Source organism: Butyrivibrio sp. XPD2006 (genome assembly GCF_000420865.1).
GTDB lineage: Bacteria > Bacillota > Clostridia > Lachnospirales > Lachnospiraceae > Butyrivibrio.
The window spans coordinates 59,792-74,241 of record NZ_ATVT01000002.1 but is presented as its reverse complement, the minus strand read 5'-3'; the positions used below and the strand labels follow the sequence as shown (position 1 = coordinate 74,241).

Annotated in this window: 12 protein-coding genes and 1 tRNA gene; 11 read left to right on the top strand and 2 right to left on the bottom strand. The window is 44.0% G+C overall.

What is annotated here, in order from left to right; translation table 11 throughout:
- The first annotated feature begins 27 nt into the window (after window positions 1–27).
- The 3 genes from G590_RS0102355 (at window position 28) to G590_RS20335 (ending at window position 2,608) form a co-directional block, all read left to right on the top strand.
- The gene (locus G590_RS0102355; RefSeq protein ID WP_330361660.1) at window positions 28–1,059 is read left to right on the top strand and encodes a galactose ABC transporter substrate-binding protein; all 1,032 of its coding nucleotides are present in this window, start codon (window positions 28–30) and stop codon (window positions 1,057–1,059) included.
- Between the two features lie 102 nt (window positions 1,060–1,161).
- Window positions 1,162–1,234 (top strand) — tRNA-Pro (locus G590_RS0102350).
- Between the two features lie 198 nt (window positions 1,235–1,432).
- Window positions 1,433–2,608: a flavodoxin family protein gene (locus G590_RS20335; protein WP_022764067.1), complete on the top strand. Its 1,176-nt coding sequence runs from the start codon at window positions 1,433–1,435 to the stop codon at window positions 2,606–2,608.
- 2 nt (window positions 2,609–2,610) lie between these two features.
- Here the strand turns inward: G590_RS20335 and G590_RS0102340 are convergent, their stop codons facing one another.
- Entirely contained in the window at window positions 2,611–3,660 is a 1,050-nt protein-coding gene (locus G590_RS0102340; protein ID WP_022764066.1) for a LacI family DNA-binding transcriptional regulator, read from the bottom strand.
- A 199-nt stretch (window positions 3,661–3,859) separates the two neighbouring features.
- Here G590_RS0102340 and G590_RS0102335 point away from each other — a divergent pair, with 199 nt between their 5' ends.
- The 8 genes from G590_RS0102335 to G590_RS0102300 all read left to right on the top strand — a co-directional run bounded on the left by G590_RS0102335 (window position 3,860) and on the right by G590_RS0102300 (window position 13,455).
- Window positions 3,860–4,780: an ABC transporter permease gene (locus tag G590_RS0102335; RefSeq protein ID WP_022764065.1), complete on the top strand. Its 921-nt coding sequence runs from the start codon at window positions 3,860–3,862 to the stop codon at window positions 4,778–4,780.
- A gap of 30 nt (window positions 4,781–4,810) precedes the next feature.
- A complete protein-coding gene (locus G590_RS0102330) occupies window positions 4,811–5,707 on the top strand; it encodes a carbohydrate ABC transporter permease (RefSeq protein WP_026493861.1) in 897 nt (298 codons plus the stop codon).
- Between the two features lie 144 nt (window positions 5,708–5,851).
- Window positions 5,852–7,504 (top strand): ABC transporter substrate-binding protein, encoded by a 1,653-nt coding sequence (locus G590_RS0102325; RefSeq protein WP_022764063.1) that lies wholly within the window; start codon window positions 5,852–5,854, stop codon window positions 7,502–7,504.
- A 51-nt stretch (window positions 7,505–7,555) separates the two neighbouring features.
- The gene (locus tag G590_RS0102320; RefSeq protein ID WP_022764062.1) at window positions 7,556–9,043 is read left to right on the top strand and encodes a glycoside hydrolase family 32 protein; all 1,488 of its coding nucleotides are present in this window, start codon (window positions 7,556–7,558) and stop codon (window positions 9,041–9,043) included.
- Window positions 9,040–10,005 carry a carbohydrate kinase family protein gene (locus G590_RS0102315; RefSeq protein WP_022764061.1) on the top strand — a complete coding sequence of 322 codons (966 nt, stop codon included), beginning with the start codon at window positions 9,040–9,042 and terminating at the stop codon, window positions 10,003–10,005. The genes G590_RS0102320 and G590_RS0102315 overlap by 4 nt, the downstream gene beginning before the upstream one ends.
- 86 nt (window positions 10,006–10,091) lie before the next feature.
- A complete protein-coding gene (locus G590_RS0102310; protein ID WP_022764060.1) occupies window positions 10,092–10,751 on the top strand; it encodes a hypothetical protein in 660 nt (219 codons plus the stop codon).
- Between the two features lie 54 nt (window positions 10,752–10,805).
- Window positions 10,806–12,464 (top strand): putative bifunctional diguanylate cyclase/phosphodiesterase, encoded by a 1,659-nt coding sequence (locus tag G590_RS18125; protein ID WP_022764059.1) that lies wholly within the window; start codon window positions 10,806–10,808, stop codon window positions 12,462–12,464.
- 4 nt (window positions 12,465–12,468) lie between these two features.
- A complete protein-coding gene (locus G590_RS0102300) occupies window positions 12,469–13,455 on the top strand; it encodes a tRNA dihydrouridine synthase (protein ID WP_022764058.1) in 987 nt (328 codons plus the stop codon).
- Here G590_RS0102300 and epsC read toward each other — a convergent pair.
- The gene (gene epsC, locus G590_RS0102295) at window positions 13,436–14,335 is read right to left on the bottom strand and encodes a serine O-acetyltransferase EpsC (protein WP_022764057.1); all 900 of its coding nucleotides are present in this window, start codon (window positions 14,333–14,335) and stop codon (window positions 13,436–13,438) included. The genes G590_RS0102300 and epsC overlap by 20 nt on opposite strands.
- Window positions 14,336–14,450: the final 115 nt, after the last annotated feature.

The following is a 14,450-nucleotide window of genomic DNA, read 5'->3' as shown; positions in this document are numbered from 1 at the left end:
TCTATAGAAAGTATCGGGATGATGAATATGAAAAAAGTTTATGCTTTGCTCCTTGTGGTGATATGTCTTTTGACAATGTCGATATCGGGCTGTGGGGAGCAGACAGTAAATAAGAACGAATCAAAATTAAAGATCGGTGTCACTGTATATGACCAGTACGATACCTTTATGGGCCAGCTTGTGGATTGCTTTCTGGCTTTTCAGAGTGAGAATGTCGAGATTGCAGTATACAACGCGGCTCAAAGCCAGCAGACTCAGAATGCACAGGTTAAAAAGATGATTGAAGACGACATGGATATCATCTGTGTAAACCTGGTGGACAGGACAGACCCGACAGCTGTCATAGACGCCGCAAGGAAGAATGACGTCCCTGTAATTTTCTTTAACAGAGAGCTTGTTGAGGGAGATATGGGCAGATGGGATAAGCTCTTTTATGTGGGAGCAGATGCGGAGCAGTCGGGAGTTATGGAAGGAGAGCTGGCTGCCTGGGCATGTATTACTCAAAAAGAAGACATTGATAAAAACGGTGACGGCGTGATCCAGTACGTTGTGCTGGAAGGTGAGGCGGGACATCAGGATGCAATAATAAGGACTGAGGCATCCGTTAATACTTTGAAAAAACAGGGCGTGGAAATAGACAAGCTCGGATATGCCATCGCAAACTGGAACAGGGCTCAGGCTCAGACCAAGGCTGCGCAGTTCATAGAAGACTACGGCGATGACATAGAACTTGTGCTTTCCAATAACGATGACATGGCTCTCGGAGCAATCGATGCCTATGAGGCCAAGGCTGTCCCCAGAAATAAATGGCCGGCGATATTCGGGATAGACGGAACAAACGTAGGCCTCGAGGCTGTCAGGGATGACAAGATGCTGGGGACTGTATACAACGACAAGGAAGGACAAGCCTCAGCAATGTTTGAACTTGCAAGTGTTCTGGCCAGAGGGGGCAGTATTGATGAGCTGTCGGACAGATATACAGTTGAGAACGGAAGATATATAAGGCTACCCTACGAAAAGGTTACTTCATCAAATATTATCAAGTATTTAAGCAGATAATTTGGAATTTGAAAATTTAATTTAAAAATGTTGTTGCTTTTATGGCGATGACGTTATATAATAGCTTTTGTCGCTGGTTGAGAAACCTGTGACAACCCAAATCGGGGTGTGGCTCAGTTGGTAGAGCACTATCTTAGGGAGGTAGGGGCCGCGTGTTCGAATCACGTCACTCCGATTCATGAAAACCGCTCAGTTTGAGCGGTTTTTTTGTTGCCCTTTTTTGATCGGGGCTTGATAAAGATAAGTGAAAAAAGGATGGAAATAAGTGAAATGTCACATTTGCTTTTGTATTATTATAATATTGTATAAGAACTAGAATGGTTTGCAGATATGTGACAGTTGACAAGTAATTAGCCAAACGGGGGAGCAGTCTATGAATTTACTTATTCATGATCTTGATGAAAAAGAGTGGGAAGAAATAGCCGAGGATTATCGGGGATGGGAAGTGATTGCTCCGTCAAAAGAGATAAAGCCCTGCGTGGGATGTTTTGGATGCTGGCTTAAGACACCGGGGCAGTGTGTAATAAAGGACGGATATGACAGGATGGGAGCTCTTATCCATCAGGCTGATGAGCTTGTTGTTATGAGCAAATATACCTATGGCGGCTTTAGCAGCTTTGTCAAGAATGTCTTTGACAGGAGCATTGGCTGGGTGCTGCCTTACTTTACGATTGTTGACAATGAGATGCATCACAGGAAGCGCTATCCTGAGGATAAAAAGATCACGGTCATCTTCAGAGGAAATGACCTGACTAAAGAGGATCAGGCTGATGCAAAGCGCTATGTAGAAGCGGTCTGCAGGAACTTCTATGGTGTGATAAAGGACATCAGGTTTGATGAGCTGAAGACGGAAGTGGCAAAAGACATCAGCATTGAAGAGATTGAGAGAGAAGAAGCAAATGTCGTAGCTTTCAACAAAACAATCCTCCTGAACGCCAGTCTGCGAGGGGAGAATTCAAATACCGGAAAGTTCCTTGAAAAGCTTGAGGGCAGCATCGGCGAAGATGTTGAAATCATCAATCTGTCAGCATATATCAACAGGCCTGACGAGCTTGTCAAAGCTCTTTTACCGGTAAAAAGGATTGTCCTCGGGATGCCGATGTATGTAGATGGAATTCCATCAGCGCTGCTGAAAATAATGGAGATGCTGGAAAAGACACATTCTGCAGAAGATAAAAAGATATATGCCGTTGTAAACATGGGATTTTATGAGAGTCGTCAGATAAGGAATGCTCTGAAGCAGGTCAGAAAATGGAGCGAAAAATGCGGCTTCTCATACTGCGGCGGATTGGCAATCGGCGCCGGTGAAATGATGGGATCTCTGATAAAGAGCATAAACGGTGCTAACGGACCGGTGAAAAATGTGGTGGAAGCCATTGAGACGCTTGCAGGCGTAATAAAAAGCTCATCGGCAATCGATGATATTTATGCTGATGCTTACAAATTCCCGAGGTCTGCCTACATGTTTATGGCGGGTATGGGCTGGCCCAAAGCGGCTAAGCAAAACGGCCTTAAGAAAAAAGACTTATTAAAACGGATTGAGGAATAACCTCAATCCGTTGATTGTCTGTAGATAAGATCTGTCTCTGTATAGGTGATGCGATAGTTGAGATCGGGCTGTTCAATCCTGGACATTACAAGGTTGGCGGCGGAGTAGCCGATGATCTGGCTGTGTATGTGGCTTGTGGACAGGGACGGAGTTACAATCTTGGACTCCGGTGAATCGTCAAAGCCAAACAGCTTGATGTCCTGAGGACATTCCACACCCATCTTCTTAAGACCGTATAAGAGGTCGAGTGCTACGAAATCGTTGGCACAGATAAACATTTCAGGTAAGCTCTTCATGTTCTCAAGTGCTTTATAGAGATAGTCTTTGTAATCAGCGCCGTGAGGATGAACCTCTGTGAGACAGTAGTCATCATTAACAGAGAGATTGTTGATGTACATAGCCTCTCTGAAAGCCATAAATCTCTCATAGAAAGAGCGGCAGTGTGTGACCTGACCGACAAAGCCGATGGAGGTTATGCCTCTTTTGCTCATATCATTAACGACTGTATAAATACTTGAAAAGTTATCCATCAAAAGAATGTCTGCATTAAGAGGCTTCCAGTAACTGGCAACCGGAGCATCGATCATAAGTACCGGTATACCGAGGTTGCAGAGCATCTCGCAGTAGGGATGGTTGAACATCTCTATGCAAACGATGGCCTTGGTATTGTCCTGCCTGAAGGAGAGCGGAAGACTTAGCTCTGAAACATTATGCTCGTCAACCCTGTGCATGGTCAGACTGTATCCTAATATAGATATTTCATGCTGAAACTTATCAAGCATGGTAGAAGCAAAGTGTGAATTATTCAAAAAGTTTCCGGTGAAAAGAGCTATCTCTCCGGAGGCTTTTGTTCTTGCTACGGAAGGATTTCTTATTTCTGAAACGGAATTGGCATATGAAAACTGCTTGTAACCCATCTCTATAGCTTTTTCCAAAACTTTCTGTCTGGTTGATTCTGCCAGAACTCCCGTATTATTGATTGCTTTTGAAACAGTGTTGCGAGATACGCCCAGAGCGTCCGCTATATCCTGAAGGGTAACTTTAGTTGCCATTGATTCTCTCCGATATATTTATAGAGTGTGCTTATACATATAAGCGCCGTATTCATTATAAAATGTAAAATAAAGTGTGTCAAATGTAAATTAAAAATGTTACAAATGTAAAATTTATATATTGACACCTATTTTAAGCCGTGTTATATTTTACATACGCAAACAAAACTTTTACAAATGTAAAAAGAAGGGGAGTTATATGAATGCGAAAGCAAAGGACAACAATTTGCATAACACGCTGGTGTATATAAAACAGCACTGGCAGCTTTATGTATTCTTTTTGGGGCCGGCACTGATACTTACCATTGTGTTTAAGTATCTGCCTATGGGAGGAATTCTTATTGCATTCCAGAAATACAATCCTTTTAAAGGAATTCTGGGAAGTGAGTGGGTAGGACTCAAGTACTTCCAGCAGTTCTTATCTTCACCGGATTTCCTTCAGTATCTGATGAATACTTTGAAACTTAGTATTTTCGGACTTCTGTGGGGATTCCCGATGCCAATTATACTTGCACTGCTTCTTAACAGAATTGCCAGCAGCAAGATCAAACAGAAGATTCAGCTTGTACTGTACATGCCAAACTTCATTTCAGTCATCGTCCTCTGTGGTATGGTAAGAATCCTTCTTTCCGTAACAGGACCACTGAACATGATGATGGGAAGCAACATCAACTTCCTGACAATCCCGGCAGCTTTCAGACCTATCTACATTATAAGCGGTATCTGGCAGGGAGCCGGATGGGCTTCCATCATGTATACGGCTGCTCTTGCAAATGCCAGCAAGGAACTCAAGGAAGCGGCACAGATTGACGGAGCCAACATCTGGCAGCAGATCAAAGCCGTTGAATGGCCGGCAATCAAGGATATGGTAGTTATCCAGTTCATACTTCAGGCCGGAAACATCATGAGTATCGGATTCGAGAAGGCATATGCTCTTCAGTCGGATATGAACCTGGCATCATCTGAGATCATAGCAACCTACGTATACAAGAAAGGTCTTTTGAACGGTGATTACAGTTATTCAACTGCCGTCGGACTTTTTAACACCATCATAAATGTAATTCTTCTTATCACTGTCAATAAGATAGTAGAGAAGATGAATGATGGACAGGGACTATAAGGAGGAACTCAGATGGAAAAGACACTTACCATGAAAAAAAGTGAATTTGCGAGAGCCTCCATTGGAGACAAGATATTTCTTTTGACAGGATATATATTACTGGGGCTTTTCGTAGCAGCGATAATCGGACCGGTTGTGTACATCATCATTGCATCCTTCATGGATCCTATAACGCTGCAGAACAAGGGTATAGTTTTTGATACAAGCAAATGGACACTTACAGCTTATGAGAGAGTTATGACAAACTCTCAGATCTGGACCGGATTCTTTAACGCAGTACTTTACTCGGTGCTCTTTGCAGCAATCTCGGTTTTCATCACACTGCTGTGTGCGTATCCCATGTCCAGGGATGATTTTAAAGGGAAAAAGATCTTTAACACCATTTTCATCATAACAATGTTTTTCGGTGGCGGTCTTATCCCTACATATCTTCTTATCAGTAACATGGGACTTTTGGACAGCATGTGGGCTGTAATTCTTCCCGGTTCCTTCAGTGTATGGAACATGATAATCGCAAGAACCTATTACAAAGGAATCCCTACTGAGCTCAGAGAAGCGGCAGATGTAGACGGCGCCAATGAGCTGGTATTTTTCTTCAGAATTCTGCTTCCGGTGTGTACACCCCTTATCGCAGTACTCACACTTTGGCAGTTTGTAGGAATGTGGAACAGCTATTTTGACGCAATGATCTATTTGAACTCGGCTAATAAGCAGCCGCTTCAGCTGGTGCTCAGGGCGATTCTTATTCAGAACGAGCCTGATCCGGGAATGATCGCGGATATGCAGAGTACAGCTCAGAGAGCACAGCTTGCAGAGCTTCTCAAATATGCAACAATCATAATTTCCAGTCTTCCGCTGGTTGTGATGTATCCGTTCTTCCAGAAGTACTTCGATTCAGGAATCATGGTGGGATCGGTAAAAGGCTGAGAACACCTGACGAGGTATTTTCGAGTCTGGTGTGAACGTGTTCTGGCGAGCGCAAAGCGCGAGAGCAGAACTTCCGCTTAATCAGAGTCTCCTTGTAATTAACAAGGATGATCTTATAAAAAAGAAGGTATAAAGGAGAGGAAAATGAAAAAGAAAACATCAAGGTTACTTAGTGCAGCCCTGGTAGCAGCTATGTCAGTTAGCATGCTTGCAGGCTGCGGCAAAGGGGCAACAGGAAGCGGAGCTGCAGAGGTGTCTGCAGATGATATCAGCTTTCCATTGGCAGATCAGGTTACCATAACAGGTACCATCAGCTATCCATCAGGAACAGAGTCAGATCCTAACAAGAGAACAATCTTTAAGAGACTCGAAGAGCAGACCAACGTACATGTAGAGTGGACAGCAATTTCAAACGATCAGTGGGGAGATAAGATCCAGCTCAACATGGCCAACAAGGGAACTCTTACAGACATGGTATTCAACGCAGGCTTCAGCAACTCTGATCTTATCAGATATGCTGATCAGGGCGTTATTCTTCCTCTTGAGGACTACATTGACAACAACATGCCTAACCTTAAGGCAGTATTTGATAAGTACCCTGAGTACCGCACAATGTGTGAGGATTCAGAGGGCCACATCTGGGCACTTCCATGGATCGAGCAGCTTGGTTCAAACAAGACAGCCATCCAGACTGTAGGTAACAACTTCACTTATATCAACACAAAGTGGCTTAACTTCCTTGGACTTGAGAAGCCCACTACAGTTGATGAGTTCGAAGAGGTTCTTAAGGCATTCAAGGACCATGCATCAGAGCTTCAGGCAGAGTTTGGTATCGAGGGTGACATTATCCCTATGAGCTGCATCATGAATGATCAGGATCCCAGCCTTCTTATCAACGGATTTGGCGAAGGATACGGTGACAATGATATAGGACAGCACATTGCAGTAACAGACGACAAGAAGGTTATCTGCACAGCAACACAGGAAGGCTTTAAGTCAGGTATGCAGTGGCTCCACAAGCTCTATGAAGAGGGACTTATCGATCCTGAGTGCTTCACACAGGACTGGTCAACATATGTCGCAAAGGGTAAGTCACACAGATACGGCGTATGCTTCACATGGGATGTTGCTAACATCGACAACCTCGAAGACTTCGAGCCACTTGCTGCACTTAAGGCAGATACAACAAACGTAACTCCTATGAATGCTTCATTCACATCAGGTTTTGACCGCGGCAGATGCGTTGTAACAGCAAAGTGCGACAACCCTGCATTCGTATGCGCATGGCTTGACCTTATGTACGATCCTTTCCAGTCACCTCAGAACAACTGGGGAACATATGGAGAGGATGATGAGTTTGATATCTTTGAGCTTTCAGAGAATGCAAACGGTGAGAAGATGCTTAAGCATGCACCTCTCGGAGATGCTTCACCTGTAGAAGTTCGTGAGGCTGAGGCTGTAGGCGGACCTCTTGCAATCCTTGACGAGTACTACGGTGTATACGTTACATGTCCTGATGATGCTCAGTATCGTCTCGACTGGATCAAAGAGTACTACACAGATGATATGAACTGCAAGTATGTATATCCTAACGTATTCATGACAGCAGATGACACAGAGAAGCTTACAACAATCCAGCAGGATCTTATCAGCTACATTAACACAAGCAGAAGTAACTTCGTAATGAACGGCCTTTCAGACGCAGATTGGGATGCTTATCTTAAGCAGGTTGATTCATACGGACTTGAGAATTACCTTTCAATCTACCAGAAATATCTGGATGAGTTCTACAAATAAGATTTGAATTTTGGGGAGGAGGAATCTCCTCCCCGTTTTAATGAGGTTATTATGAGTAATAAATTAGATAAGGCAAGGGAATATGAAGTAAAAAAGGAGAAGGCTATTCCGGAGGAGCAAAGACCAATGTTTCATCTTACTCCCAGGTGCGGATGGATGAATGATCCTAACGGGTTTAGCACATATAAGGGAGAGTACCATCTCTTTTACCAGTATTACCCTTATGATACGGTTTGGGGACCAATGCATTGGGGGCATGCCAAGAGCCGTGACCTTATAACCTGGGAGTATCTTCCTGCTGCAATGGCGCCGGATACAGACTATGACGGCGACGGATGTTTTTCAGGAAGTGCTATAGAGATGGAAGACGGAAAACAGCTCCTTGTCTATACGGGAGTTAACAAGGTTCAGGCCGAGAGCGGAGAGATCCACGAGTATCAGACACAGTGCGTAGCTGTGGGCGATGGCGTGAACTATACAAAATTTGAAGGCAATCCCGTTATCACAGCAGATCTTCTTCCTGAGGGAGCCGGCAAGTTCGACTTCAGGGATCCCAAGGTATGGAGAGAAAACGGCAAGTACTACATGGTAGTCGGAAACAAGACTCCGGACAGGGATGGACAGATTCTGCAGTTTGTCAGTGATGACGGATTCAAGTGGTCCTATGACAGACTGGTCATCAAGAACAATCACAGATTCGGAGCAATGTGGGAGTGTCCTGATTACTTTGCTCTGGATGATAAACAGATTCTTCTTACAAGTCCGCAGGATATGCTTCCCGAGGAACTTGAGTTTCATAACGGTAACGGAACTTTATGCGTGATCGGAACACTTGATGAAAACGGCAATTTCTGCGAAGAAAATTGTCAGGCAGTTGACTATGGCATAGATTTCTATGCGCCTCAGACCATCCTTACCGAAGATGGAAGAAGAGTAATGATAGGCTGGATGCAGAACTGGGATACATGCGGAATCAGACGTGACGATTTCCCATGGTTTGGCCAGATGAGTTTTCCGAGGGAGATCACTCTTCGAGGCAGTAAGCTGATCCAGAAGCCTGTCAGAGAAATCGAGAATTACTACGGAAAGAGAATAAGCAGACAGAATGTGCTTATTTCTGACAGCGCATCACTCTCAAGTATTGAGGGCAGATGTATTGATATGACAATAAATGTCAGAAGCCTTTCTGAAGAACTTTCTTACAAGAAATTTGAACTTCGTTTTGCTGATAACGGAAAGGCATTCTCAACGATCGAATATGATCCTGAGCTGAACATTGTAAAGATAGACAGAAAGCATTCAGGCAGCAGAAGAGCCATTGTACATCAGAGACGATGCAGAGTTTCCAATAATAAAGGGAACATCAGACTGCGCCTTATCCTTGACAGATACAGCATGGAACTGTTCATCAATGACGGAGAACAGGTTATGTCTATGGTTGTGCTCACAGACATCAAGGCCGAAGGCATAAGCTTCAAGGCGGTTGGTGAGTTGCTTATGGATGTGGAAATGTACGAACTTGAGAGGAAAGACAGATGAGCAGATTTGATGTTGTTGCCCTTGGAGAACTGCTGATTGATTTTACCAATAATGCAGACAGCGAGCAGGGCAATCCGATGTTTGAAGCCAATCCCGGAGGAGCACCCTGTAACGTTCTCTCCATGCTGGGCAATCTGGGCAATAAGACAGCATTTATCGGCAAGGTTGGAGATGACTTCTTCGGCAGGATGCTGAAAGAGCGTGTTGAGAAGCAGGGTATTGATACGACAGGACTTTTTCTGGACAGCGAAGTTCATACTACTCTTGCCTTTGTAAACAAGCTTCCAAACGGCGACCGCGACTTTTCTTTTTACAGAAAGCCCGGAGCTGATATGATGCTCTCAGCAGCAGATGTTGACAGGGTAAAAGATCTTTTGGAAGATACTAAAGTGTTCCATTTCGGTACATTGTCGATGACAGATGAACCGGCAGCTGAAGCCACAAAGCTTGCAATTTCGATTGCAAAGAAAAACGGAGTCTTGATCTCTTTTGATCCGAATTACAGAGCCCCTCTGTGGGAGTCTGAAGAAAAGGCTCTGGATGCAATGAAATACGGGTTTGAGCAGTGTGATATCCTGAAGATTTCTGACAATGAAGTGGAGCTCTTTACTGGATTGAAAGACGTTGAAGCCGGAGCACGCAAGATCAAAGACGAGTTTAACATCCCGCTTGTCTTTGCGACACTTGGGCCGGATGGAAGTATGGCTCTTTACGGCGATATGGTGGTAAAAAAGGATGGCTACAAAAATCCTGCCACGATTGAGACTACAGGGGCAGGAGACACATTCTGCGCATGTGCTGTAGACTATATATGCAGAAACGGACTAAAGGACATAAGTGAGGATATGCTCCTTACATGTCTGGATTATGCAAATGCAGCGGCGTCTATCATAACCACAAGACGAGGAGCTCTGTCAGTGATGCCGACCAGACAGGAAGTAGAAAAGTTTTTATCGGAATAAAGATGGCAGATGGATTATAAGCCCGCTTTTTGGCGGGCTTTTTCTGTTGTATAATTTAAGTAAGACTAATTCATCCGGAGGGATAGATGCAGGAAACGACCCAGGTTACATACGGCGAGGGAACCATAACGGTAATGGTGAGCACAGAGAGTGAAACTGAAGTTTCTGCGCCCGATATCAGGTTTGGAGATTATTATCAGGCTGTGGAGGCGAGTTTTACCGTCAAAGAGCTGGAAGAGATAAGTGAGGGAAGCTCAGCTTTTCTGGATTTTCATTATGTGATGACTGACGAACCGGATAATGAGGATGAGGCTGCGCACTTTGAGAGCGGAATAGAGAGAGCTCAGATGCTGACGGGGCCGCTTAAAACCGGTGTCTATTTTGAGGTGAAAGCAGAAAAGAGCGTCGACGGGGAAGAGGTAAATCCCATCGATACACTTTATGATGATATTGAGTTTCAGTATGAACTTCCGCGCTATCTGGTAGCGGAGAAAAGAGCTTACTATGCGATGACGGACGTAATGGGAGTGTGCGATATAGAGGAAGATGTTGATGAGGATGCAGATACACTCTCGGTAAGCACGCACAATATAGGAACAACGCTTATTTTGTACCAGGACGGCAAAGATAAGGCAGGACAGAATCAGTCGGGCTTTGTACTTAAATCTCAGCATCTTTTTATCCTGGCGATTTTTGCTCTGGGACTTGCATGGTGGGCGCTTGATAAACGATACAGACAAAGGTAGTATGTTTCCGAAAATCTAATAGATTTTATTACAAAAAAACAGTAAAATTATAGTATGGATGCAAATAACCTTTTTGGAAAAAATGCATACTTTGTCGATAATACTGTGGAGCCTTGCGAAATAACAAGACTTCTTAATTTTGGCGTGCAACAGATGGGACTGGGCATACTTTTTCTTGATGAAAACGAAAAGTGTGTCTATGCCAATCGGCACGCTTTTAGTTTGCTTCACGCCGAGTACAGTCTGGATAGCGTTTATAAGGCCTTTGAGGACTGGATGAACAAATTGGGCATTGAACGGAGTTCAGCAGCCTGGACGAGGCTCTTTGAGAATCAGGAGAGAGAAAGGCTGTATAAGGTCCGCTACAGGCATCTGCTTGACGATAACAACAAGACTATCGGTCATATGTATACGATCCAGAACCTCTCCGATATAGTCGAAAACGGAAGCGGTGAGCAGTACAGGCTTACTCATGATGATCTGACAGGGCTCTACAACAGAGAAGGTTTTGCTCAGGCAGCTCAGAATAAGCTCAAGGATGCAACCAAACCGTATCTGCTTTTATATTCAAATATCAGGGATTTTAAGCTCTTTAACCAGCTTTTTGGCCTTGAGAGAGGTAATGATATTCTGATAAATATCGCTGATCTTATGATCCAGCATGTCACTGATGATGATATCTACGGAAGAATAAACGGGGATCACTTTGCTCTTTGCATGCCAAAAGAAGACTTCACGGAGAAGGACTTCAAGAAGATGGTCAGGGAGATAACCAGTAAGGTTACAAGTAAGTCATATTCACTTCACATGCAGATCGGCGTTTATGAGATCAAAGACCCGGCCATGGATATCACGCTTATGTGCGACAGGGCTTATATGGCGTGCAAGTCAATCAAGAAGGACGGCGTATGTGAGATAGCCTGGTACAGTGATGAGATGCTGGTAAATGCTCTTTTGGAAAAAGAGATCCTATCGAGCTTTGACTTTGCCATCATCAACAGGCAGTTCGGAATCTATCTGCAGCCACAGGTTTATGCTGACGGATCACTGTTCGGAGCAGAAGCTCTGGCAAGATGGATACATCCTGAAAACGGCCTGATCCAGCCCGGAGTGTTTATTGATGTACTTGAAAGAGCAGACCTTATCTACAAGCTTGACAGGTATATCTGGGAACTGGCGGCTCTTCAGCTTGCAAGGTGGAAGGATACAGAGAGGTCAGAAGTGGCGATATCAGTAAATGTTTCGCCCAAGGATCTGTACTACCTTGATATCAAAAAAGAATTTACGGAACTTATTACCAGATATAAGATAGATCCAAGGCTTTTGAATATTGAGATAACAGAGACTGCGGTTACATCTGATGTAAACAAATGTGCAAAACTCATTCTCGAGCTGCAGAAAGCAGGATTTAAAGTTGAGATTGATGATTTTGGCTCTGGATATTCTTCTCTTAATATGTTAAAAGATATTAATGCCGATGTGCTCAAGATTGATATGGGGTTCCTAAGGAAGACCGAGAATCAGACAAGAGCGAGGGTTATTTTAAATTATACCATCGACATGGCACACGAACTCGGAATGAGCGTCGTTACTGAAGGCGTCGAGACCAAGGAACAGCTGGAGTTTCTGCAGGATATGGGCTGTACGATGTTCCAGGGCTACTATTTCGACAAGCCGATGCCAATTGAAGAATTTGAGGAGAAGTACAAGTAAGGCAATGAGATTTTACTATGCACCAATGGAGGGGATAACTCTTTATCCCCTCCGTAACATACACAGACAGATTATGGGCGATGGAGTAGACAAATACTTCACGCCTTTTTTAACTGCAACAAATAACCACCATTTCAAGAACAGGGAAAAGAAAGATGTGCTTCCCGACAAGAATATCGCCTTTGATGATTACGGAAATCAGGTGGTTCCTCAGCTTATGGCAGGAAATGCTGCGGACTTTTTATGGGCTGCGGGTGAGATCAAAAAGCTGGGCTATGAAGAGGTGAATTTAAATCTTGGATGTCCTGCACCAACTGTCGTAAACAGACATAAAGGAGCAGGTCTTTTGCAGGATCCGGAGTATTTAAAGCAGATGCTTGATGAGATATTTGAAGAGGCGGCAAAAGACTCTTTTCCACAAATATCTCTAAAGACAAGGCTGGGATTTAGTGACGATAAAGAGGCAGATGCACTGATGAATATTTATGCGGCATACCCGGTAAAAGAGCTGACGATCCATGCCAGAGTCCGGGAGGATTACTACAGTGGAAGCCCCAGGTATGATGCGTACAAAAGAGCTGTTGAAGTATACAGGAAAAGTGGCGGAAAGGCTGATATCTGCTACAACGGAAATGTTGATTCTGTAAAGAGTTTTGAGAAAATAAAGGATCTGCCCTGCGACAGTGTCATGATAGGAAGAGGGCTCCTGACCGATCCCGCTCTTGTAAGATGTTTGCGGGGCGGAGAGGCTCTTAAGCCAAAAGAGCTGAGGGATTATCTCGGTGCGCTCTATGAGGGCTATGCGCAGTATATTCCTGAGGACAGAAATGTGATCTTCAAGATGCTGGAGCATTGGGCGTTTTTACATGTGCATTTTAAGGACTGCGACAAATACCTTAAGGCTATAAGAAAAAGCCGCAGCAAGGGTGAATACCATGCTGCGGTCAATAATATCTTCGCCGGTTGTGAATTTATCGGTTCTGCATACTGATCTTGCTTCCTGCGGGAACTGATGATGTGATGAAGGCGTTAGCTCCTATCACTGAGCCTTCTCCAATGACGGTCTCACCGCCGAGGATTGAAGCTCCGGCATAAATTGTGACGTTGTTCTCGATGGTGGGGTGACGCTTAACTCCCTTGAGCTGCTGACCGCCTTTGGTCGAGAGACCACCGATGGTGACACCCTGATATATCTTGACGTTGTCGCCAATGACGGAAGTTTCACCGATAACAATTCCGGTTCCGTGGTCGATCATAAGGTATTTGCCGATAGTTGCACCGGGATGAATGTCGATTCCGGTCTTGGAGTGAGCATATTCGGTCATCATCCTGGGGATAAGCGGTACCTTAAGAAGATAGAGCTCATGGGCAATCCTGTTTATGGTGGAAGCAGTAAGTCCCGGATATGAAAGGATTATCTCGCCCTTGCTGTAAGCAGCCGGATCACCGTCGTAGCAGGCCTGAAGGTCGGTGTCTACATACTCCCTGATCTTGGGAATCTTTTTGAAGAATTCATGAGTAATGCATCTTGCACCACATTCCAGCGTCTCATCTGTTGCGCTTAAGTATTCCGGACTGTGATGGAATGCTATGGCAATCTGCTTCTGCAGATTGTAGATGACGTCTTCAATTACGACAGAAACTCTGTTGCTGTCATTGTAGCTCTTATATACTTTGTCTCTGTAATAACCGGGAAAAATGATTCGAATGAGCTTGATCACAATGTCTTTTACCGCATCACGGTCAGGCTGATTGTAGACATCCATCTGATCTACATCACGGCCTTTATCATAGTCTGAAAGGATCAGGTCAACGATCTCTTTTATCTCATTCTTGAGTTCTGATGAATTATTATTCTGTTTGAAATCCATAGATATGTGATCTCCCGTAATTCTTAATCTTTCCACCAATTATACACTAACTAAAGAAAATTTATATCAAAAAAATTGGATTTTGTTCTAAAGTTATACACCTGTTTATACGATA